Source organism: Pseudarthrobacter sp. 1C304 (assembly GCF_052245515.1).
Lineage (GTDB): Bacteria > Actinomycetota > Actinomycetes > Actinomycetales > Micrococcaceae > Arthrobacter.
Genome location: NZ_JBQQCH010000001.1, coordinates 506,048 through 526,088 on the forward strand (window position 1 = coordinate 506,048; position 20,041 = coordinate 526,088).

The following is a 20,041-nucleotide window of genomic DNA, read 5'->3' on the forward strand; positions in this document are numbered from 1 at the left end:
CATGACTGCCCCCGCCGCATCAACGCACCGCACCACCGCCCTCATCACGGGACCAACCGCCGGGATCGGGGCGGAGTTCGCCCGCCAGCTCGCCGAACAGGGGCACGACCTGGTGCTGGTGGCCCGCGACGCCGCCCGGCTCAAGGCCAGAGCGGCGGAGCTGGAGAACCGGTACGGGATCCGTGCCGAGGTGCTCCCCGCCGACCTGACGGACGACGCCGGGGTGGCCGCCGCCGTCGCCCGTCTTACTGATCCGGCGCGTCCGGTGGACATTCTGGTCAACAACGCCGGAATGGGCCTGCTCCTGCCGTTCGAGGACAACGACATCGCCGAGGAAACCCGGCACCTGAAGCTGCACGTCGAGACCGCCATGCAACTGACTCACGCCGCCCTGCAGGGCATGCTCCGCCGGCAGTCAGGCAGGATCATCAACGTCGCAAGCGTGGCCGCCTTCCTTCCCCGCGGCAGCTATTCGGCGGCGAAGGCGTGGCTGGTGAGCTTTTCCCGGTGGGCCAATCTGGCGTACTCCAAACGCGGCGTCAACGTGACTGCGGTCTGTCCTGGTTTTACGAACACTGAATTCCACGACCGGATGGGCATGGACAAAACAGTCGCCCCGCGGTGGATGTGGCTGCAGGCCGAGCGCGTGGTCCGTGAAGCCCTGGCCGACAACGCCCACGGCAGGGCCGTTTCCATTCCGACCAGGCGGTACAAGGTGCTGACTGCCGCCGCACGGATCCTCCCGGACCGGCTGGTCGCCGGGCCGCCCCGGCGCGCCAGGTAGAAATCAGGTCGCAGGCTTCACCGCCGTCGGCGGGTCAGGACGACGACAAGGATGCCCAGCCCCGCCCCGAGGATGGTCTCCGCGGCCCGCTCGGTCACCAGCAGTTCAGGGTCGGCGGGCGAGGCCAGTTGTGTCATCAACAGGATCACCGGTGTGAAGGAAACCATGGCCAGGCCGTAGTGCCTGGTCATAAAGAGCTCTGTAGTGAACTGCAGGACAATCACCAGGAGGGCCATCACTGCCGTCTCATGGCCGGGGAACGCCCGGAGCGGCGAGTACCCCCAGGGGAACAGCACTCCGGCCACCACCACCAGCCCCATCAGGGTGCCGACGATCCGGTGCAGTCCGCGGTAAACGCTGCTGGGCATGTCGGCGCCCGCCAGCGGGACAGCGGCGGCGGCCATCGCCCAGTGCGGGTGGCCACTTCCGCTCAGGACACCGACGGCGCCGGCCGCGCCGACGGCGGTGACATACCGGGCGGCATGGATCCCGGCCGCCCGGCCCAGCGCCCCGCGCAGCGCGGGGATGTCCCGGGCCGCACCAGGGTCCCAAGCCCGGCCCCGAAGCCAGCCGCCAAAGCCCACCACCATAGAGAATGCGGCCGACAGCGCGCCGATCAGGACTGCCGTATGCCAGTGCACAGTGGTGGGGACGGATGCACACGCGCCCAGGGCAAGGATGCCGAAAAACGGTCCGCCAGGTTTCAGCCCGGCCTTGTCGGCGAACAGGGACGCCGCCGCTGCGGCTACTGTTTCGGTGGCCACCAGTGTCCAGGAATGCAGGTGGTTGACCGAGAGGAACACGCCAATGGACAGTCCGCCGACCAGCAGCACGGCGGCCTGGCCCTGATGTCTGAGCCGCAGCTGGTGCGGCTCCGTCCGGCCGTACATGCCGGTCAGGGCGCCGAACACCGCGTAGATCATCAGTTCCGGGCGGCCCACGCCGAGGAGAACCAGAGAGGGGACAGCCACGCTGAATGCCACCCGCGCAGCGGAGACGTTGTCCTTGTTCGCCGGCGCCAGGCTGTGGAGGGTGCGGAGATGCGCTTTCAGCGACTGCATGGGTGCCTCCCTTTCGGGCGCGACTGGTTCTGCCGGGTAATTCAGGGCCCTGCCGGCAGCCGACCGGGCATGCCTAAGGCCTGCCGTGCGTGAATCCCCCAATGGGTAATCACGCACAGCAGGCCTTAACGGGCGGGGCTTTTAGCTACGGAGCCTGGGTGAGCCGGCCGGCTCAGGCTGAACCGGGCCGGACTGCCACGAAGGGCAAGCTCAGGCTCTAGCAGGCACCTTATCGGTGTCCCGCGGCGCCGCCGGATCAGCGGACGTGGTGAAGGGCATGTCCATCTCCACGAGGTCGATCAGCGGGTTCTCATCCTGGGTCGCGACGATTTCCTTGGCTTCGGCCTCGGAATCCACGCTCGGCATGGAACCCGGCAGGGGGCGCTGGGCCGATTCCTTGAGGAAGTAGATCGCCACGGCGCCGATCGCCGAGGTGGCCATCAGGTAGTACGCCGGCATCATGTCGTTGCCGGTGGCGCCGATGAGGGCGGCGACGATGAACGGCGTGGTGCCGCCAAAGATGGCCACGGAGAAGTTGTACGCAATGCCCATGGCGCCGTAACGGCTCGCCGTCGGGAACTGCGCCGGAAGGGCCGAGGCCAGGTTGGCCACGTAGAACGTCACCGGGAAGGCGATCAGGCCGAGGCCCAGGAGGGTGGACCACACGGCGCCGATGCCGATCAGCATAAACGCCGGGGCGGCCAGCACCACGGTGCTGAGGGCGCCGATCCACAGCACGGGCCGGCGGCCGATCCGGTCGGACAGCTTACCGGTGAGCGGGATGCAGAGGCTCATGGCGACCAGCACGGGGATGGTCAGCAGCGTTCCGTGCACGGGGTCGTAACCCTTGGACTCGGTGAGGTACGTCGGCATGTAGGAGGTCAGGGCATAGCCTGCAGTGTTCGCGGCAGCCACCAGGATCATGGCGACAATGAGGGAACGCCAGTAGGCCTTCACAATGCCCACCGGGCCCTTCGACGCCGCAGCGTCGGAAGCAACAGCGTCCTTGGCCTGGTTTTCCTGGGCGTCCAGGGTGGCCTGGAACTGGGGGGATTCCTCGATCTTGCTGCGGAAGTACACCGCGATCAGGCCCAGCGGGCCGGCGATCAGGAACGGGATCCGCCAGCCCCAGTCCTCCATGGTGGCCTGGCCGAGGGTCAGTTGCAGGCCGGAGACCAGGGCGGCGCCGAGGGCGAAGCCGAGGTAGCTGCCCATGTCGAGGAAGCTGGCGAAGAAGCCGCGGCGCTTGTCCGGGGAGTATTCGCTCACGAAGGTTGTGGCGCCGGCGTACTCGCCGCCGGTGGAGAAGCCCTGGACGAGCTTCAGCAGGACCAGCAGGACGGCGGCCCACATGCCGATCTGGGCGTACCCGGGCAGCAGGCCGACGGCGAAGGTGCTCGCGGCCATCAGCATCAGGGTCCAGGCGAGAACCTTCTGGCGGCCGACTTTATCGCCGAGCCAGCCGAAGACGACGCCGCCGAGGGGGCGGGCGATGAAGGTGGCGGCGAAGGTTCCGAGCAGGAACAGGGTCTGCACGCTCTTGTCCGCCTCGGGCAGGAACACCGGCCCCATGGTGGTGATCAGGTAGCCGAACACGCCGACGTCGTACCACTCCATGGTGTTACCCACGATGGTGCCGCCGAGTGCTTTCTTGAGCATCGGCTTGTCAACGACGTTGACGTCGGACTCTTTGAGTCGACGGCGCATGCGCAGTTTTGGCTTCTTGGCACCCGGGGGTGCAACTTGGTTGGTTCCGCCGGCGTTCAAAACGCCTGCTGAAGAGTCGGTCGTGCTTCGGTCTGTGGGCATTTGGGCCGCTCCTAGGGAGGTCATTTGCTTGCGACTTGTAGCTGCCCCGCTCTGGGCAGGCCTTCAATTTTACGTGATTTCTCTGGTGCTTCCGAGTTTGGTGCCGTATCATCCTGCATTTCGGCCCCGATCGTGGCCCGGATTAGGGATTTCTTTTCCGGCGTTTCACCGCGCCAATACTGGGAATCCCCGGCCGTCGCGGCGGCCCGCGTAAAAATTTTCCCCGGAGTGCCGTCCTCACCCGGTTTTCGGGCCAGAAGCGTGCCCCTGCGGCGCTAAAGGATACCCACGGATCCGGGCAGCGCCTAAGGTGGAATCCAGCGCACCGCTGATCACCAAGGCCACACAAGGAGCAGAATCCATGACTGGCGACGAGACCGAGAAAAGCACCGCCGGCGCAGACCCGGCAGGGAAGCCGGAAGCGGCGAAAGGGCAGGCGCCGAAGGGGCAGGGTAGAGGCATCAAGTCGCGCCTCACCGACGCCCAAAAGGAGATGCTCGCCAGCAAGTCCCGCGGCGGCACCGCCTCACAAAGCGTCGGCCACAGCCACAAGCCCACCCACGCCAGCGGCAAGCAGGGCCCGACGGAGAAAAAGGTCCGCTGGTAGCCCTGCAGACATCGCCGACGGGCCGACCTACGATAGTTGGACACTTCATTTCACAGCGTATTTCGACGGCGCAATTCGACAGCGGAAGGAAGAGCAATGGCGGAACACCAGTCCGGAGACGACATCAATCCCGAGGTCGCCAGTCATTTGGCGGAGTCCATGGATGAGGCGCCTGGTCCCGAAACGAAACGCCCCGCACCGCCGTCCGCGGCTGAGGGCCAACAGTGGCCGGACGGCAATGGCAAGCACCGCCATCCCAAGGAGCACGACGTCAAGCACGGCAGGTTAGCCCAGGGGGCCGCGGTGAACGCGGTTCACCGGATCACCCCGCCGGACACCCCGCACTCGGCCTGAACCATCCCCGGCGCACGTCCGCCGGGCCTGAACCCGGGACGGCCGCCACCGGCCGCCCGGGTTTCTCACTGTCCGGGGCCGGCCGGCACCATATCCTCCGGCGCCGCGTCCTCCCACACCACATCCTTCGGCGCCTTGTCCAGGCGCCACCCCCGCCAGACGGGGTGCCGGAGCTTCCCGCTTCCGGTCCATTCCCCGAAGGTCACCTCCCCGACCAGCCGTGGCGTCACCCAGTGCGCATCCGCAGCGTCGGCAGCCGGAACGTCCTGGAAGGGCGACGTCTTCCGCGGCAGGGCATCGAGCTGCTGGCGCAGTTCCGTCAGTTCGCGGGCGCTGAAACCGCTGCCCACCCGCCCCACGTAGCGCAGCCTGGAACCGTCCGGTATCCCCAGCAGGAGGGAACCCACGGATTGCCCGCGCCCGCCCTTACCCGGACGCCAGCCGCCCACCACCACCTCCTGGGTGCGTTCGAACTTGAGTTTGAGCCAGGACCGGCTGCGCTGCCCGACGTAGCGGCCGTCCGTGCGCTTGGCCATCACACCCTCAAGCCCCAGCTCCTCGGCGCTTTCCAGGATGTGCCGGACATCGCCGTCGATCACACCCGAGAGTTCCACCGGGCAGCCGGACGGGGTGAAGAATGCCTCCAGCCGGTCCCGGCGCCTGCTGAGCGGGAGCCTGCGCAGGTCCTTGCCGCGCTCGGACAGGAGATCGAACAGCATCAGCCGCACCGGCGTCGAGGCCTGAGCCCTGGCGATGTCGGCGGCCCTGGTCAGCTTCATCCGGCCCTGCAGCAGCCCGAAGTCCGGCCGTCCGGACGGCCCGACGGCGATGACCTCACCATCGGCGATGAAGTCCCCTTCCGGCCAGCAGGACCGGTCCGTCAGCTCCGGGTACGCCGCCGACATGTCGAGGCCGTTGCGGCTGACCAGGCGGACCCGCCCGGCGTTCCCGAAGACCAGGGCCCGCACCCCGTCCCATTTGAGTTCAAACTGCCAGTCCTTGTCCGGCAGGTCCGCCACGGTGCCGGAAGTGGCCAGCATCGGGGTGACGCCGGCCGGGTCCAGGGCCTCAGACTGGCCTTCCGCGGAGGCTCGCCCGCCCGGGTCCGGGGCGGATGCCGGATCTTCGTCCGGCGGCGTGGCCGGGCGGCCCTTCCCCTTCGTCGCGAGCTTCGCGTCAGGCGGGTCCATCAGGTGGATGAGCCACTGGTCATCGCCCCGGCCGGTGTGGATCAGGGCGAACCTGCGGACCCCGGCCAGGCCGCCGTCGTCCCGGCCGGTAAGGGTGGCGATGACCTCCTTGCCGGCGATCCACTTCTCGCACTCGTAGTAGCCGCTGTCCCAGATGCTCATAGTTCCGGCGCCGTACTGGCCCTTGGGGATGGTGCCTTCGAAGTCGAGGTAGTCCAGGGGATGGTCCTCGGTCTGCACCGCGAGGTGGTTCTTGGTCTTGGTGGCGGGGACACCCTTGGGCAGCGCCCAGGACACCAGCACGCCGTCGCGCTCCAGCCGGAGGTCGAAGTGCAGCCGGCTGGCGTGGTGTTCCTGGATGACGAATCTCTCGCGGAGTGTAGTGCCGCCGGCGCCTCCGCTGGCGTCCATGCCGTGCCGCTCCGCCGTGAAGGGTTCCGGGGTGGCGGACGCGTCCCGCTTGGCGCGGTACGTCTCGAGCCGCGGGTCGGTGGCGCCGCCGTCGCCCGCTGTTTCCGCGGCGCCGCCCGGGTGGCCCTCCGGCCCGGACCCCGCCCGGCCCCTGCCGGAGATGGCAGCAAACGGATCCTTGCCCGCCTTCACCCGCTGCATGACCTCCCGGTAGTCCAGCTGGTGCAGGGACGGCGAGCTCAGTTCACGCCAGGTCCGGGGCGCCGCGACCGTCGGACGGAGCCGCCCGCGCAGGGAATAGGGGACGATGGTGGTCTTCGCGGCGCTGTTCTGGCTCCAGTCCACCAGGACCTTGCCGGTCCGCAGGGACTTTTTCATGTCGCTGACGGCCAGGTCCGGATGGTCGGCCTCCAGCGCGCGCGCCAGTTCGTGGGCAAACTCGGAAATCTGCTCGGAGCTCTGCGTGCCGTCCAGGGCGGCGTAGAGATGGATGCCCTTGCTGCCGCTGGTGACGGGCACGGGCTCCAGCCCCACGTCCTGCAGGATGGTGCGGGCGAGCTTGGCGACCTCCACGCATTCGGCCAGTCCGGCGCCCTCCCCGGGGTCAAGGTCCAGCACCAGCCGGTCCGGAGGCATCTGCTCGCCGTGGGAATCCACGCGCCACTGCGGCACATGGATCTCAAGGGACGCGATCTGCGCCAGCCAGGTCAGCGTGGCCGGGTCGTTGACCAGCGGGTACTGGATGGTCCGTTCCTTGTGCGTGATGGATGCCCGCGGCACCCAGCCGGGCGTGGAATGGTCCAGATTCTTCTGGAAGAACATCTCGCCGGGGGCCGCTTCCGTACCCACCCCATGCACCCAGCGTTTGCGGGTGGCCGGGCGGTTCGCGGCGGCCGGGATCAGGACCGGCGCCACCACGGCGTAATAGGCCAGCACGTCGGCTTTGGTGGTTCCCGTTTCCGGGTACAGGACCTTGTCCAAACTGGTGACTACCAGTTCGCGGCCGCCGACCCGGACCCGCTCCCTCCCGCCGCGCGGTGTGGTTTCAGCCAAAAGGCTTCACCTCCCCGCAACTGTGCTGTTCACTAGATCCATGAGAGCCATCTGGAAAGGCGCCATAGCGTTCGGGCTGGTCAACGTGCCCGTCAAGGTCTACAGCGCGACCGAGGACCACGACATCAGCCTGCACCAGGTCCACAACGCCGACGGCGGCCGGATCCGGTACCAGCGCCGCTGCGAGGTCTGCAGCAAGATCGTGGACTACGAGGACATCGACAAGGCCTACGAGGACGACGGCCGCACGGTGGTCCTCAGCCGCGAGGAACTGAAGTCCATCCCGGCTGAAAACAGCCATGAGATCGACGTCGTCCAGTTTGTCCCGGCCGAACAGCTCGATCCGATGATGTTCGAGAAGAGCTACTACCTTGAGCCGGACTCCAAATCTCCCAAGGCCTACGTCCTGCTGCGCCGGGCGCTGGAGGACACCGACAGGGTGGCGATCGTCCAGTTCGCCCTGCGGGACAAGACCAGGCTGGGCGCCCTGCGGATCCGCGGGGACGTGCTGGTGCTGCAGGCGCTGCTCTGGGCGGACGAGGTGCGGGAGGCCAGCTTCCCCTCGCTTGAGACAAGCATCCGCATATCCGCGCAGGAACGCGAGATGTCCGCGGCGCTGGTCGACTCGATGGCGGCGGATTTCGAACCGGACCAGTTCACGGACGACTACCAGCACCAGCTGCGCCAGCTCATCGAGGCGAAGCTGGAGAAGGGGGAGTCTCTGGACACGGAGGAGACTTTCGGCGCTCCGGCTGCCGAGGCAGGCAGCGGCGAGGTGATCGACCTGATGGAAGCCCTCAAGCGAAGCCTGGAGAAGAAGCGCGGGGGAGGGGCGGCGTCGGGAGAGGACGAGGCTGCGCCGTCCGGCAAATCGACGGGCACTTCGTCCGGCGCGGCTGCCGGCAAGTCCGCCGCGAAGTCGACGGCCGCCAAGGCCGCCCCGAAGACCGCCGCCAAAACCACCAGCAAAACTGCGGCGAAGACGGCCGGCACCAAGACCCCCGCGAGGAGCGCGCGGAAACAGGCCTGAGCAGCCCCGGGTCCGGCCGGCGGCCACCGTGATCAGGAGTTCCTGAGCGCGGAGATGAGCTCGCTTTTCTTTTTCGCCGAGTACCCCTTGAGGCCGATCTCCTTGGCGCGTTCCTTCAGCTGGGCCACAGTCCAGTCCTCGTAGTCGCCGGACTTGCCGCCCTTCCGGCCCACGGCGGACCGGCCCTTCTTGGCAGCGGCATTGGCGATGCGGGCGGCCTTCTGCTTCGACGCGCCGTCCTCCAGCAGTGCCTCATAGACCTTCGGGTCCTTGATGCTGGGGTTCTCGGAGCCCCGGGGGGCGTTGTTCTTCGTCGGCATGGCTACGCGGTGGACGCCGGAACATCGGCATCAATGCTGTGCTGCACGGTTGCCACGGGGGTCTCCTTCGGTTGGGAACACGTCCGGCGGCAGGCCCCGGTGGGTAGTGCCGCGGTTTCCAAACTATCCGCGCCGCCGGGCGGTGACAAGCATTTACGGGAGTCCGCGCCGCGGGAGCCGCGCCGCGTCGCAGGATGGGTCAGGTAGGCGGGTGAGGGGCGTGGCGACGCAGGTTCGTGCCGGGTGACGCGCGACGTGCCCTGCGACACCGATCGTGATTCGCGACGCGGTCCCTGATCTTCGACGCGCTCCTCGATCTGCGACGCGCGATTTACCTGACGCGCCCGTATACCCGCCGCGTCAGGTCTTTGGCGCCGCGCAGGAACGGAACCGCGTCGCAGGATGGGTCAGGTAGGCGGGTGATGGGCGTGGCGACGCGGTCCGTGCCGGGTGACGCGCGACGTGCCCTGCGACACCGATCGTGATTCGCGACGCGGTCCCTGATCTGCGACGCGCGATTTACCTGACGCGCCCGTATACCCGCCGCGTCAGGTCTTTGGCGCCGCGCAGGAACGGAACCGCGTCGCAGGATGAGTCAGGTAGGCCGGCGAGGGGCGTGGCGACGCGGTCCGTGCCGGGTGACGCGCGACCTGCCCTGCGACGCACTCCGTGCCGGGTGATGCGCGATATGCCCTGCGATGCGCTCCTTGATCTGCGACGCGCGACTTACCTGACGCGCCCGTATACCCGCAGCGTCAGGTCTTTGGCGCCGCGCAGGAACGGAACCGCGTCGCAGGATGAGCCAGCACGAAAACGCAGAGGCCCGGCCGCACCCTTTCCAGGATGCAGCCGGGCCTCGGTGCCGGCGGCAGGGCCGCGGGCGGTGACGCTATTCGGCGTCGTGGTCCGTTTCGAGGATCTGGACCAGACGCTCCAGGGCAGCGTCGGCACCGTCGCCCTCGGCGCGCAGCACCACAACCTCACCGTGGGAGGCGCCCAGGCTCATGAGGGACAGGATGCTGGCGGCGTCCATGGCCTCGTCGACCGGTTCGCCCAGCCGGGCAATGGTGATCTCGAGATCGAACTCGCCCGCTGCCTCGGCGAAGATGGCGGCCGGGCGGGCGTGCAGCCCGACGCGGCTGGCAATGGTGGCGTTACGTTCGGTCATTGTTGCTCCTTGGTTGTGCGTGGGGACTGTCAGCTGAGGACGGTTTTGCAGACGGCTCAGGCGGCTACGGGCACCTGCTCCACCGTATCAACCGGCTTCCTGACTGCGTAGCGCTTGAGGCCGATGATGGCGAAGGCGGTGACCACCGTACCGGCCGCGATGGCGACGACGAACATCAGGAAATTGTCGATGGCGAAGAAGACGAAGATGCCGCCGTGCGGAGCCTTCGACCCCACGCCGGCCGCCATCGAGATGGCGCCCGTCACCGCACCGCCAAGCATGCTGGCGGGGATGACGCGCAGCGGGTCGGCCGCGGCGAAGGGGATGGCGCCTTCGGAGATGAAGGAGGCGCCCAGCAGCCAGGCGGCCTTGCCGTTTTCCTGCTCCGCGAGGCTGAAGAGTTTCTTGTTCAGCACCGTGGAGGCGAGGGCCATGGCCAGCGGCGGGACCATGCCCGCGGCCATCACGGCCGCCATGATCTGCCACGGGGCCTGGTTGTCGATGGTTGCTGCGCCGAGGCCGGCGACGGCGAAGGCGTAGGCAACCTTGTTGACCGGTCCGCCGAGGTCGAAGCACATCATCAGGCCGAGGATGACGCCGAGGGCGATGGCGCTGGCGCCGGTGAGGCTGTTCAGCCAGTCGTTAAGGCCCACGGTGATCGCGGCGATCGGGCCGCCCAGGACCAGGAACATCAGGCCGGACGCTACGAGGGATGCCACCAGCGGAATGATGACCACCGGCATCAGGCCGCGCAGCCAGCGGGGCACGCTGATCTGGCCGATGGCGTGTGCCGTGTAGCCTGCCAGCAGACCGCCGACGATGCCGCCGAGGAAGCCCGCGCCCATGAACCCTGCAACGGCGCCGGTGACGAAGCCGGGGGCGATGCCGGGCCGGTCAGCCAGGGCGAAAGCGATGTAGCCGGACAGCGCCGGGACGAGGAAGCCGAGCGACAGCGCGCCGATCTTGAACATCACGGCACCCAGGAAGGCGCCCAACGGGCCCCAGGCCAGTTCCGGGTACTCCGTGGGCAGGTTGGTGAGCGTGTTCTCCGTCAGGATCTTGTCGGCGTACGCAGTGATGTCGTAGCCGCCCAGAAGGAAACCGAGGGCGATCAGCAGACCGCCGCCTGCCACGAACGGGATCATGTAGCTGACACCCGTGAGCAGCGCCTTCTTCAGCCTGGTGCCGAAGTGCTCGCCCTTTTCCTCGGCCTCTTGCTGGGCCTGGTCCTCACCAAAGTGCGGGACCCGGCGGGCGTTGGGGTTGTCCGCGGCGGCCAGGGCCTCCTGGACCATCTTGTCCGGCTCATCGATGCCGCGCTTGACCGGGGCGTTGATGACCGGCATGCCGGCGAACCGCTCCTTGCCCCGGACGTCCACGTCCACGGCGAAAATCACGGCGTCGGCGGCCGCGATGACAGCGGGGTCCAGCGCCTTGGCGCCGGAGGATCCCTGGGTTTCCACCTGCAGGTCGACGCCGGCTTCCTTGGCCGCGGCCACCAGCGAATCGGCGGCCATGTAGGTGTGGGCGATGCCGGTGGGGCAGGCGGTCACAGCGACGAGGCGCTTGGGGCGGGGTGCCCCGGCCGTTGCGGGCTCGGTGGTAGCACCGGCAGCGGCTGCACCAGCACCAGCGGTTGCACCGGCGGCAGCGGCTGCCGGAGCTGCTGCTGCGGGCTTGTCCGCGAGGGCGCCCTCGACTAGTTCAACCACTTCGGCCTCGGAGCCGGCGGCACGCAGGGAGGCGGTGAAGTCCTTTTTGATCAGGGAACGGGCCAGCTTGGAGAGCAGCTTAAGGTGCTCCTGGTCCGCGCCTTCAGGCGCTGCGATGAAAAAGATCAGGTCGGCCGGGCCGTCCTTGGCGCCAAAGTCCACCGGCTGGGACAGCCGGGCCATCACGAGCGTCGGCTCGGTGACCGCCGTCGAGCGGCAGTGCGGAATGGCGATGCCGCCGGGCACGCCCGTGGCGGTCTTGGACTCGCGGGCGAACGCGTCGGCGAACAGGCCCTCGACCTCGGTGGCGCGTCCGTTGGCCGCAACCTTGCCTGCCAGGTGCCGGATCACGTCCTCGGGCGAGCTGCCCAGGTTCTGGTCGAGCTCGACCAGTTCGGTAGTTATGAGCTGAGACACTGTCAATCCTTCCGGAGGGCCGTGATGGTTACGGCATCAGGGGTGGTTTGGTGGACTGCCGGGACTGTGGAGCCCGGCAGCGAAGCGGCGGCGGCACCATGGGCCACAGCCTGACGGAGGCAATCGGCCGGGGCGGCGCCCTGGCTGGAGGCGAGCAGGTAGCCGGCCAGCGACGAATCGCCGGCGCCCACTGTGCTCACCGCGGTGACCGGCGGGTGCGTGGCCAGCCACGCGCCGTCGGCCGTTACAAGCACCGCACCCTTGGAGCCGAGCGTTGCCAGCACGGCGCCCACGCCGGAACGCACGACGGCGGCTGCGGCCACCGCGGCAGCCTCCGGATCCGCTTCGAGTTCCTCGGCGGACTTGTGCGTGGCGAATCCGGCTGCGGCAGCCAGTTCCACCAGTTCCTCGGCGTTGGGTTTGATGAGGTCCGGAGTCCCGTCTGTGCCGCCGGCAATGGCAGCGGCGAGCGGTTCGCCGGAGGAATCGACGGCGATGAGGGGGGACTCGCTGCCGTGATCCATGGTGCGCAGCCGCCGGGTGACGGTGGCGTAGAAGTCGGCAGGGACCCCGGGTGGGAGCGATCCGGCCAGGACAACCCAGCTGGCGCCGCGGGAGCGGTCCAGCAGCAGCCCGATCAGGGCCTCCTGCTGCTCCGCACTCAACACCGGGCCGGGTTCGTTGATCTTGGTGGTGACACCGCCGGGTTCGGTGAGGGCCACGTTGCTGCGCAGCGGCTCGCCGATGGGGAGGGCGGAGAACGGGACGTCGCCGGCGCGGAGCCCGGCGAGCACCGGGTCGGCTTCGGCTCCGGGGAGCACGGCAACGGTGGTCAGGCCCGAGGCGACGAGCGCCCGCGAGACATTGACGCCCTTGCCGCCGGACTCCTGCCGGACGGAGACGGCACGCTGGACTTCGCCGCGGAGCAGCGGGCCGGGCAGCGCCACGGTACGGTCCAGGCTCGGGTTGGCGGTCAGGGTGACAATCATGCGACCACCACCTCGACGCCGGCGTCCGCCAGGGCGTCGGCCAGGTCCGGGTTGGGTTTCGTGTCAGTGATCAAAGTGTCCAGATCTTTCAACGAGGCGAACTGGACCAGGGTCTCGGTGTCCAGCTTGGAGGCATCAGCCAGCACCACGATGCGGCGCGCTGATTGGACGAAGGCAGCCTTGACAGCGGCTTCTTCAGGATCGGGAGTGCTCAGCCCGAAGGCTGCGTGGATGCCGTTGGTGCCAATGAAGGCGATGTCCGGGCGGATCCGGCGGGCGGCTTCCACGGTGGACTGGCCGACGGCGGCCTGGGTGATGCCGCGGACCTTCCCGCCCAGCAGGTGCAAGGCGATGCCGGGTTCGCCGGAAAGCCTGGCCGCGACGGGCAGGGAATGGGTGATGACCACGAGTTCCGCGGCCCGCCCGGAGATGGCGGTGGCAGCCGCCGTCCGGGCAGCGAGGAGTTCGGCGAGGGATTCGGTGGTGGATCCGGCGTCGATCAGGATGCTGCCGGTGCCGTCCTGCGGGATGAGCGCCAGGGCCGCCTCGGCGATCCTGGTTTTCTCCGGCTGCCGCTGGTCCGTCCGGACCAGGATGCTCTCCTCAGAGGTGCTGAAGCGGTCCGGGGACACCGCGCCGCCGTGGACCCGGCGCACACTGCCGGCGGCTTCGAGGGCGGCCAGGTCCCGGCGGACCGTCTCGGTGGTGATGCTGAAACGTTCGGCGAGGTCCGTGACGCTGGCGCGGCCGCTGGCAGTGATGAGCCCGACAATCAGCTGTTGGCGTTCCTCGGCGAACACTGGCTCTCCCTTGGGTCAGAACTGCGGGCCTTCCCGCCGCCTCCGTGATAGTCATCACAGGGAGTGGCGTTGATTGACTTTATCTTTGAATCTGTGGGTTTGTCAATGAAAAACAACATGAACGCAGAAGCCTTGCGCCGCCGCCAAGGGGACATGCCCATTTTCCGCGCCGTGGAGCGCGCATGGTGGCACTATGTCCGCCCACGGCCGCGCACGCTGGGCATGTGCCGCGGGCCGGTGTGGGGAGGGGGGAAACGCCGCACGCCGGGCCAGACGTGACGTCCGGCCCGGCGTGCGGGTCGTTGCTGCGGCGCATCGTGGTGCATTGCCGCGTTGGGGGCTAGATGCCGGCGTCGCGGCTCTCGTTCCGGGTGATGGTCTCGCCGGTGTTGGGGTCGACGACGGAGCGGGTCTCGCTGACCCGGCGGGTGCGGCTGCGCCCCGGGGAAGCCAGGACCAGGGAGGCGATGAGTCCGATCACGCCCACCACCATCAGGATGTAGCCGACCATGGTCTGGTCCACGTTGGGGATCAGCCCGGGGGCAATGGCCCAGGCCAGGATGGCGCCGAGGGCGATGAGGAAGATGGAGGAACCGATTCTCATGACTTGCTCCTTGTGTCCGATGGGACGGATAGGTATTGCTAAGCATGCTGTCCAGCGTCAGGCTACAGCCCGGTGCAGGTTGATTCAACGATTTGGGCAGCGCCACTCCGGCCAGTTTTCGCACGTCAGAGTGTTTTTCGCAGCACTTCAGGACAGCTGCGGCGCCAATCGCGGGTGCGACCGTCCGTTTCCGCAGCAGATCGTCGCATGCGGACACAGGCGGGTGTGCGCCGGGGGAGGGCACGTACCCTTGAAGGGTGCGCCCTCTCAGAGCGGCCCGCACCAGACCTGCCAGCCCCACCCAGCACCGCCTCCCCGCCCGGCGAGCACTGCCTGCGGCCCCCGGCGGCCACACAGAAATGCCGGTACCCATGCCTGAAGCTTCCCCGAGAGTTGTTGTCACCGGACTGGGCGCGGTGACCCCTGTGGGCGGAACCGTGGCGGAGACCTGGGACTCGATGCTGGCCGGCCGCTCCGGAATCGCGGTGCTCGACGCGGAGTGGGCGCAGGATCTGCCCGTCCGCGTGGCCGGCCGGGTGCTGGCCGACGTCGCCGCCCAGCTCACCATCCCCGAGTTCAAGCGGATGGACCGCTGCGGGCACCTGGCGCTGGTGGCCGCCCGGGAAGCCTGGGCACAGGCCGGCCGTCCACAGGCTGACCCGGAACGCCTGGCCGTGGTGATCGGCTCCGGCTACGGCGGCCTGGACACCACCCTGGACCAGGCCCGGACCCTGGACGCCAGCGGCCCCCGCAGGGTTTCCCCGCATACGCTCACCCGGATCATGACCAACGCGCCCGCCGCCTGGGTGTCCATCGACGTCGGCGCCCAAGGCGGGGCGCGGACCCCGGTCAGTGCCTGCGCATCGGGCGCGGAAGCCATCTCCCAGGCGGCCGACATGATCCGTTCCGGCGCCGCGGACGTGGTGATTGCCGGCGGCGTGGACTCCTGCATCAACGGCCTGATCGTCAGCGGGTTCGCGCAGATCCGGGCCCTGTCCACACGCAACGCGGACCCGCAGTCCGCCTCCCGGCCCTTCGACCGGGACCGGGACGGATTCGTGCTGGCGGAAGGCGCCGCTGTCCTGGTCCTCGAACGTGAAGACCACGCGCTGGCCCGCAGGGCCGACATCCTCGGCGTGGTGGCCGGCTCTGCGGTGACGTCCGACGCCGTCGACATCGTCGCTGCCGACCCCGCCATGCAGCGACGGGTCATGGAAAAAGCGATCGCGGCCGCGGGCCTGGAACCGCAGGACATCGGCCTGGTCCATGCCCACGCGACGTCCACCCCCGTGGGCGATCGCCTGGAGGCGGAAGCCATCAACGCCGTGCTCGGGAACCAGGTTCCGGTCACGTCCACAAAGTCCCTCACCGGCCACCTTCTGGGCGGCGCGGGCGCGCTCGGAGCCGTTGTTATGGTCCAGGCGCTGCGGACCGGTTCGGTTCCCGGAACCGCCAACCTTGACGAACCCGGCGAAGGGATCGACCTCAACCTCGTCCGGGCGACCGCCTCAGGCCTGCCCGCGACGGCTGGCATCGCCAACGCGTTCGGGTTCGGCGGGCACAGCACCGCGCTGGTGATCACCGGAAGCTAGGCTGTTCCGATGGAGACAGTGGTCTGGTCCAAGCCGGAACATGAACGCGCCGGCACGCCGCTGCTGGTCATGATGCACGGCTACGGCCGGGATGAATCCCGGATGGCGCAGCTGTTCGACGCCGTGCCGACGGAGTTCACCTGTGCGGCGCTCCGCGCCCCCAAGATCATTGGCGACGGCTACGGCTGGTTCCTGCTGGACTACTTCCTGACCCATGACTTCGCCGACGTCATCTCCTCCAGCAATGCCGTGTTCGGCTGGATCGAATCGGTCAAGGCCCAGCACAGCAGCGTCAGCCTGTTCGGCTACTCGCAGGGCATGGCCATGGCCACCACCCTGCTGCGGCTGCGGCCCGCCCAGTTCCGGGCCGCCGTCGGGCTGTCCGGCTTTGTCCTGGAAAACGAACTGCTGGCCATGAGCGAAACGTTCGAGTCCCGGCCGCCCTTCTTCTGGGGCCGCGACCGGGACGATGTGGTGATCAACGACGCCGCCACGGAGCACACCGAAGAGTGGCTCCACGAGCACACGCAACTCACCGCGCGGACCTATCCCGGGATGGGCCACGCCATTTCCGCGGCAGAAATGGTCGACGTCGGCGCCTTCCTCCGGCACTACGTGCTCAGGGACGCCTGACCCGGCACCGCTAGGGTCAAACGGCCCGATCTGTGTTTTTCCACTTGCGCGCGAATTTTGCAAGCGTTTACACTCGACGAGGCCATGATTCCGGCCCACGACCTGGGGGAAGAAAGGGCTGAGCCCGTGCAGCAGGCCAAGGCGCCGCACGCCACGATCCAGGACATCGCCGCCCGCTCCGGGCATTCACTCAATTTCCTCGGTGCCGTCCCGCGGGCGCTCCGGAATCCCCGCCGCCAGCGCTGACCGGCACCCCGCCGCCGATTGCCGAATCCGCCCGCACGGCTGCCGCCCCCCAACGCCACACCACCGACCGCCCCGCCTGAAAGGACCATCGATCCATGACTGAGACTGCCAACAGCGCCGCGCCGGGTTGGACCACCGCCTCCGCCATCCTCTTTGACCTCGACGGCGTCCTGACGCCCACCGCGATTGTGCACGAGCGCGCGTGGCAGGAACTCTTCGACGGGTTCCTCGCGACCGTCCCCGGGGCCCCTGGGTACCGCGAAAGCGACTATTTCGACCATATCGACGGCAAACCGCGGTTCGACGGCGTCCGGGACTTCCTGGCCTCCCGCAACATCGTGCTGCCGGAGGGCCCGCTGGACGACGACCCGGCGCACAACACCGTCCACGGGCTGGGCAACCGCAAGAACAAGGTCTTCAACGACATCGTGGCGTCCGGCGGCGTCAAGCCCTACGAGGGCTCCGTGCGGTTCATCGACGCCGCGCTGGCCCGCGGGCTCCAGGTCGCCGTCGTCTCCTCCTCCCGCAACGCCCCCGCCGTGCTCAAGGCCGCCGGGCTCTCGGACTACTTCCCGGTGGTGGTCGACGGCGTCGTCGCCGTCGCCGAGGGGTTGCCCGGCAAGCCCAGCCCGGCAACCTATGAGTACGCCGCCCGGCTGCTGGGGCTGCCTTCCAGCGAGTGCGTCGTGGTCGAGGACGCCGTCTCCGGGGTCCAGGCCGGAAACGCGGGAGCCTTCCACTCCGTGATCGGCGTTGACCGCGGCGCCGGCCGGCAGACCCTGCTGGCCGCCGGCGCCACCCTGGTGGTCAACGACCTCGACGAGCTCCTCTAGCGCTCCGCCCCGAACCCTTCCCCGCGCAGAACCTTTCACAGCCCACAAGGAAACCACCATGGCACTTATCACCTCGGACCGCGCCCGGTTCCCCAATGACCCCTGGCAGCTGGTCGAGACTGTCCACCTCCCCGGCAACGCCGGCTCCCTGGAAACGCTCTTCAGCCTGGGCAACGGGCACCTTGGCATCCGGGGCGCCCACTGGGCCGCTGCCGACGTCGACCTGCCCGGCAGTTTCATCAACGGCTTCCACGAAACCTGGGACATCAAGCACGCGGAGAACGCCTACGGCTTTGCCCGCACCGGCCAGCGGATCCTCTACATCCCGGACGCCAACAATTTCACCGTGATCATCGACGGCGAACCGCTCACCCTGGCCGAGTCCACCGTGCTGGACTACCGCCGCAGCGTCGACTTCGCCACCGGCATCTACGAGTGCCGGATCGTCTGGCAGTGCCGGTCCGGCGCCACCGTCACCACCACGGAACGCCGCGCCGTCGGCTACGAATCCCGCGGGGCGCTCGGCATCTCGCTGGAGGTCGCGGCGGACCGGGACATCTCCGCGGACGTGACGTCCTCCGTCATCAACCGCCAGGACCAGCCGGTCGAGGACCACTCGGCGCACGACCCGCGCCGCGCCGGCCGCCACGCCGGCCGCGTCCTGCTGCCTGTGCGCCTCGACGGGGGCGACGGTTCGCTGCGCCTGTCGTGGGAGACCGCGGAGTCGAAGCAGCGCATCGGCCTGGCCGTGGACCACTGGACCAGCGCCGGAGTTCTGCCGTTCGACACCCAGGTCCATGAGGACGACAGCAGCGTCCGTTACGTCCTGGCCGTCGGCGCGGACTCGCCGTTCGTGCTGGAGAAGAGCGTCAGCTACGCCGTCGGACAGGATTCCGAGGACCTGGCCGACGACGCGGAGGCGGGCCTCCGGCCGCTGAGGGACATTTTCGCCGAAAGCGTGGCGCACTACCGCAGCTACTGGGCCACGGGCGACATCGTCCTCGCCGGGCAGGACGAGCTGCAGCAGGCCGTCCGCTGGAACCTTTTCCAGCTGGCGCAGGCCACGGCGTGCGCCGACGTCGCCGGCATCCCGGCCAAGGGCGTCACGGGGTCGGGCTATGACGGGCACTACTTCTGGGACCAGGAGGTGTACCTCATGCCCTACCTGACGTACACGAACCCCGGTAACGCCCGCCAGGTCCTTGAATTCCGCCACGCCATGCTGCCCGACGCCAAGGACCGCGCCAAGGAGCTGAGCGTGGACGGCGCCCTGTTCCCCTGGCGCACCATCAACGGGCTGGAGGCCAGCGCCTACTACGCTGCCGGCACGGCCCAGTTCCACATCGCCGCCGCCATCGCGTTCGCGACCAACCGATACATGTGGGCCACCGGCGACCAGCCGTTCCAGGAGACCCTGGGCGCCGAATTGCTGATCGAGACCGCCCGGATGTGGGCTTCGCTGGGCTTCTTCGGCAAGGACGGGCTCTTCCACATCCACGGCGTCACCGGCCCCGACGAGTACACCGCCGTGGTCAATGACAACCTGTACACCAACGTCATGGCCCGGTTTAACCTGCGCGCCGCCGCGGCGCTGGACCACCCGGACATCGACGACGCCGAACGGGAGTTCTGGGAACAGGCCGCCAGCCGGATGCAGGTGCCCTACGACGAGGACCTCCAGGTGCACTCGCAGGACAACGACTTCATGACCCTGGAGCCGTGGGACTGGAGCACGCCGCGCTCCAAGTACCCGCTCCTGCTGAACTTCCATCCGCTGGTGATCTACCGGCACCAGGTCCTCAAGCAGGCGGACAGCGTCCTGGCGATGTTCCTGCAGTGGCAGGACTTCACCGCCGAGGAGAAGCGCCGGGCGTTCGACTTCTATGATCCGATCACCACCGGCGATTCCACCCTGTCCGCCTGCGTGCAGGGCATCATGGCGGCCGAGGTGGGCTACGGCCAGGCCGCGCTGGACCACTTCACCCACGCCGTGTTCATCGACCTGGACGACACCCACGGCAACACGATCGACGGCGTGCACATCGCCTCCACCGGAGGAGTCTGGAGCTCGCTGGTCAGCGGCTTCGCGGGCCTGCGCGACCAGGGCACGGTGCCGTACTTCGACCCGCGGCTGCCGGCCGAATGGGACGGGCTGTCCTTCCACCTGAAGATCCAGGGCCGGCTGCTGCAGCTGGAGCTGGAAAAGGACGCCCTCACCCTGACGGTGCGGGAGGGCGCGCCGCTCGAGGTGGACGTGCGCGGCGAGCTGTTCACGGCCGACGGCGACCCGGTCCGGGTTCCGCTGGCACCGGTCGCAGCTCCCGAGCCCACCATCTTCCCCAGCGGACTTCCGACGGCGTCGATCCCGGTGGTGCGCGCAGCGCTCTGACCCACCCCTCAAAGCAACGCGGGGTCACTCCGCGCCCAT

The 20,041-nt window shown here is 68.6% G+C and carries 19 protein-coding genes; 10 read left to right on the forward strand and 9 right to left on the reverse strand.

The features are described from left to right. Position 1 precedes the first annotated feature (1 nt). The gene (locus ACTWQD_RS02425; protein WP_443194601.1) at positions 2-784 is read left to right on the forward strand and encodes an SDR family NAD(P)-dependent oxidoreductase; all 783 of its coding nucleotides are present in this window, start codon (positions 2-4) and stop codon (positions 782-784) included. Between the two features lie 17 nt (positions 785-801). Here ACTWQD_RS02425 and ACTWQD_RS02430 read toward each other — a convergent pair whose 3' ends face one another. After that, on the reverse strand, positions 802-1,845 hold the full coding sequence (locus ACTWQD_RS02430; protein WP_443194602.1) for an FUSC family protein: 1,044 nt from the start codon (positions 1,843-1,845) through the stop codon (positions 802-804). A 210-nt stretch (positions 1,846-2,055) separates the two neighbouring features. After that, the gene (locus tag ACTWQD_RS02435) at positions 2,056-3,654 is read right to left on the reverse strand and encodes an MFS transporter (protein ID WP_443194603.1); all 1,599 of its coding nucleotides are present in this window, start codon (positions 3,652-3,654) and stop codon (positions 2,056-2,058) included. Between the two features lie 361 nt (positions 3,655-4,015). On the opposite strand from ACTWQD_RS02435, the gene ACTWQD_RS02440 reads away from it, so the two are divergent. Both ACTWQD_RS02440 and ACTWQD_RS02445 read left to right on the forward strand, forming a co-directional pair. Next, a complete protein-coding gene (locus ACTWQD_RS02440) occupies positions 4,016-4,261 on the forward strand; it encodes a hypothetical protein (RefSeq protein ID WP_443194604.1) in 246 nt (81 codons plus the stop codon). Between the two features lie 96 nt (positions 4,262-4,357). Then, positions 4,358-4,615 carry a hypothetical protein gene (locus ACTWQD_RS02445; RefSeq protein WP_443194605.1) on the forward strand — a complete coding sequence of 86 codons (258 nt, stop codon included), beginning with the start codon at positions 4,358-4,360 and terminating at the stop codon, positions 4,613-4,615. Positions 4,616-4,680: 65 nt separating this feature from the next. Here ACTWQD_RS02445 and ACTWQD_RS02450 read toward each other — a convergent pair whose 3' ends face one another. Further along, positions 4,681-7,269, reverse strand: a complete 2,589-nt coding sequence (locus ACTWQD_RS02450) for an ATP-dependent DNA ligase (RefSeq protein WP_443194606.1) — start codon at positions 7,267-7,269, stop codon at positions 4,681-4,683. Positions 7,270-7,309: 40 nt separating this feature from the next. On the opposite strand from ACTWQD_RS02450, the gene ku reads away from it, so the two are divergent. Next, positions 7,310-8,299, forward strand: a complete 990-nt coding sequence (gene ku, locus ACTWQD_RS02455) for a non-homologous end joining protein Ku (RefSeq protein ID WP_443194607.1) — start codon at positions 7,310-7,312, stop codon at positions 8,297-8,299. A gap of 32 nt (positions 8,300-8,331) precedes the next feature. Here the strand turns inward: ku and ACTWQD_RS02460 are convergent, their stop codons facing one another. The 5 genes from ACTWQD_RS02460 to ACTWQD_RS02480 form a co-directional block, all read right to left on the reverse strand. Beyond that, positions 8,332-8,619, reverse strand: a complete 288-nt coding sequence (locus ACTWQD_RS02460; protein ID WP_443194608.1) for a DUF7218 family protein — start codon at positions 8,617-8,619, stop codon at positions 8,332-8,334. 889 nt (positions 8,620-9,508) lie between these two features. After that, positions 9,509-9,787: an HPr family phosphocarrier protein gene (locus tag ACTWQD_RS02465; protein WP_056428072.1), complete on the reverse strand. Its 279-nt coding sequence runs from the start codon at positions 9,785-9,787 to the stop codon at positions 9,509-9,511. A gap of 56 nt (positions 9,788-9,843) precedes the next feature. Next, positions 9,844-11,916, reverse strand: coding sequence for a PTS fructose transporter subunit IIABC (locus ACTWQD_RS02470; protein ID WP_443194609.1), 2,073 nt, complete (start codon positions 11,914-11,916; stop codon positions 9,844-9,846). Between the two features lie 2 nt (positions 11,917-11,918). Then, positions 11,919-12,905 (reverse strand): 1-phosphofructokinase family hexose kinase, encoded by a 987-nt coding sequence (locus tag ACTWQD_RS02475; protein WP_443194610.1) that lies wholly within the window; start codon positions 12,903-12,905, stop codon positions 11,919-11,921. After that, positions 12,902-13,705, reverse strand: coding sequence for a DeoR/GlpR family DNA-binding transcription regulator (locus ACTWQD_RS02480; protein WP_443194611.1), 804 nt, complete (start codon positions 13,703-13,705; stop codon positions 12,902-12,904). Before ACTWQD_RS02480 ends, ACTWQD_RS02475 begins: the two co-directional genes overlap by 4 nt. 69 nt (positions 13,706-13,774) lie before the next feature. Here ACTWQD_RS02480 and ACTWQD_RS02485 point away from each other — a divergent pair, with 69 nt between their 5' ends. Further along, positions 13,775-13,984, forward strand: coding sequence for a hypothetical protein (locus ACTWQD_RS02485; protein ID WP_443194612.1), 210 nt, complete (start codon positions 13,775-13,777; stop codon positions 13,982-13,984). A gap of 61 nt (positions 13,985-14,045) precedes the next feature. Here the strand turns inward: ACTWQD_RS02485 and ACTWQD_RS02490 are convergent, their stop codons facing one another. Next, the gene (locus tag ACTWQD_RS02490; RefSeq protein WP_066433102.1) at positions 14,046-14,309 is read right to left on the reverse strand and encodes a DUF6458 family protein; all 264 of its coding nucleotides are present in this window, start codon (positions 14,307-14,309) and stop codon (positions 14,046-14,048) included. Between the two features lie 371 nt (positions 14,310-14,680). Between ACTWQD_RS02490 and ACTWQD_RS02495 the strand changes: the two genes are divergently transcribed. From ACTWQD_RS02495 to ACTWQD_RS02515, 5 genes are all read left to right on the forward strand, one after another. After that, positions 14,681-15,901, forward strand: coding sequence for a beta-ketoacyl-[acyl-carrier-protein] synthase family protein (locus tag ACTWQD_RS02495; protein WP_443194613.1), 1,221 nt, complete (start codon positions 14,681-14,683; stop codon positions 15,899-15,901). Positions 15,902-15,910: 9 nt separating this feature from the next. Next, positions 15,911-16,534 (forward strand): alpha/beta hydrolase, encoded by a 624-nt coding sequence (locus ACTWQD_RS02500; RefSeq protein ID WP_443194614.1) that lies wholly within the window; start codon positions 15,911-15,913, stop codon positions 16,532-16,534. A gap of 84 nt (positions 16,535-16,618) precedes the next feature. After that, positions 16,619-16,780 carry a hypothetical protein gene (locus ACTWQD_RS02505; protein WP_443194615.1) on the forward strand — a complete coding sequence of 54 codons (162 nt, stop codon included), beginning with the start codon at positions 16,619-16,621 and terminating at the stop codon, positions 16,778-16,780. Between the two features lie 95 nt (positions 16,781-16,875). Further along, entirely contained in the window at positions 16,876-17,613 is a 738-nt protein-coding gene (locus ACTWQD_RS02510; protein ID WP_443194616.1) for an HAD family hydrolase, read from the forward strand. A 58-nt stretch (positions 17,614-17,671) separates the two neighbouring features. Beyond that, positions 17,672-20,002 carry a glycoside hydrolase family 65 protein gene (locus ACTWQD_RS02515; RefSeq protein WP_443194617.1) on the forward strand — a complete coding sequence of 777 codons (2,331 nt, stop codon included), beginning with the start codon at positions 17,672-17,674 and terminating at the stop codon, positions 20,000-20,002. Positions 20,003-20,041: the final 39 nt, after the last annotated feature.

Excerpts from the sequence above, each read along its gene's own strand:
- ku (WP_443194607.1), top strand. The coding sequence starts at position 7,310 with ATGAGAGCCATCTGGAAAGGCGCCATAGCGTTCGGGCTGGTCAACGTG.
- ACTWQD_RS02495 (WP_443194613.1), top strand. The coding sequence starts at position 14,681 with ATGCCTGAAGCTTCCCCGAGAGTTGTTGTCACCGGACTGGGCGCGGTG.
- ACTWQD_RS02460 (WP_443194608.1), bottom strand. The coding sequence starts at position 8,619 with ATGCCGACGAAGAACAACGCCCCCCGGGGCTCCGAGAACCCCAGCATC.
- ACTWQD_RS02430 (WP_443194602.1), bottom strand. The coding sequence starts at position 1,845 with ATGCAGTCGCTGAAAGCGCATCTCCGCACCCTCCACAGCCTGGCGCCG.
- ACTWQD_RS02515 (WP_443194617.1), top strand. The coding sequence starts at position 17,672 with ATGGCACTTATCACCTCGGACCGCGCCCGGTTCCCCAATGACCCCTGG.
- ACTWQD_RS02425 (WP_443194601.1), top strand. The coding sequence starts at position 2 with ATGACTGCCCCCGCCGCATCAACGCACCGCACCACCGCCCTCATCACG.
- ACTWQD_RS02490 (WP_066433102.1), bottom strand. The coding sequence starts at position 14,309 with ATGAGAATCGGTTCCTCCATCTTCCTCATCGCCCTCGGCGCCATCCTG.
- ACTWQD_RS02440 (WP_443194604.1), top strand. The coding sequence starts at position 4,016 with ATGACTGGCGACGAGACCGAGAAAAGCACCGCCGGCGCAGACCCGGCA.
- ACTWQD_RS02465 (WP_056428072.1), bottom strand. The coding sequence starts at position 9,787 with ATGACCGAACGTAACGCCACCATTGCCAGCCGCGTCGGGCTGCACGCC.
- ACTWQD_RS02500 (WP_443194614.1), top strand. The coding sequence starts at position 15,911 with ATGGAGACAGTGGTCTGGTCCAAGCCGGAACATGAACGCGCCGGCACG.
- ACTWQD_RS02505 (WP_443194615.1), top strand. The coding sequence starts at position 16,619 with ATGATTCCGGCCCACGACCTGGGGGAAGAAAGGGCTGAGCCCGTGCAG.
- ACTWQD_RS02435 (WP_443194603.1), bottom strand. The coding sequence starts at position 3,654 with ATGCCCACAGACCGAAGCACGACCGACTCTTCAGCAGGCGTTTTGAAC.
- ACTWQD_RS02510 (WP_443194616.1), top strand. The coding sequence starts at position 16,876 with ATGACTGAGACTGCCAACAGCGCCGCGCCGGGTTGGACCACCGCCTCC.
- ACTWQD_RS02475 (WP_443194610.1), bottom strand. The coding sequence starts at position 12,905 with ATGATTGTCACCCTGACCGCCAACCCGAGCCTGGACCGTACCGTGGCG.
- ACTWQD_RS02445 (WP_443194605.1), top strand. The coding sequence starts at position 4,358 with ATGGCGGAACACCAGTCCGGAGACGACATCAATCCCGAGGTCGCCAGT.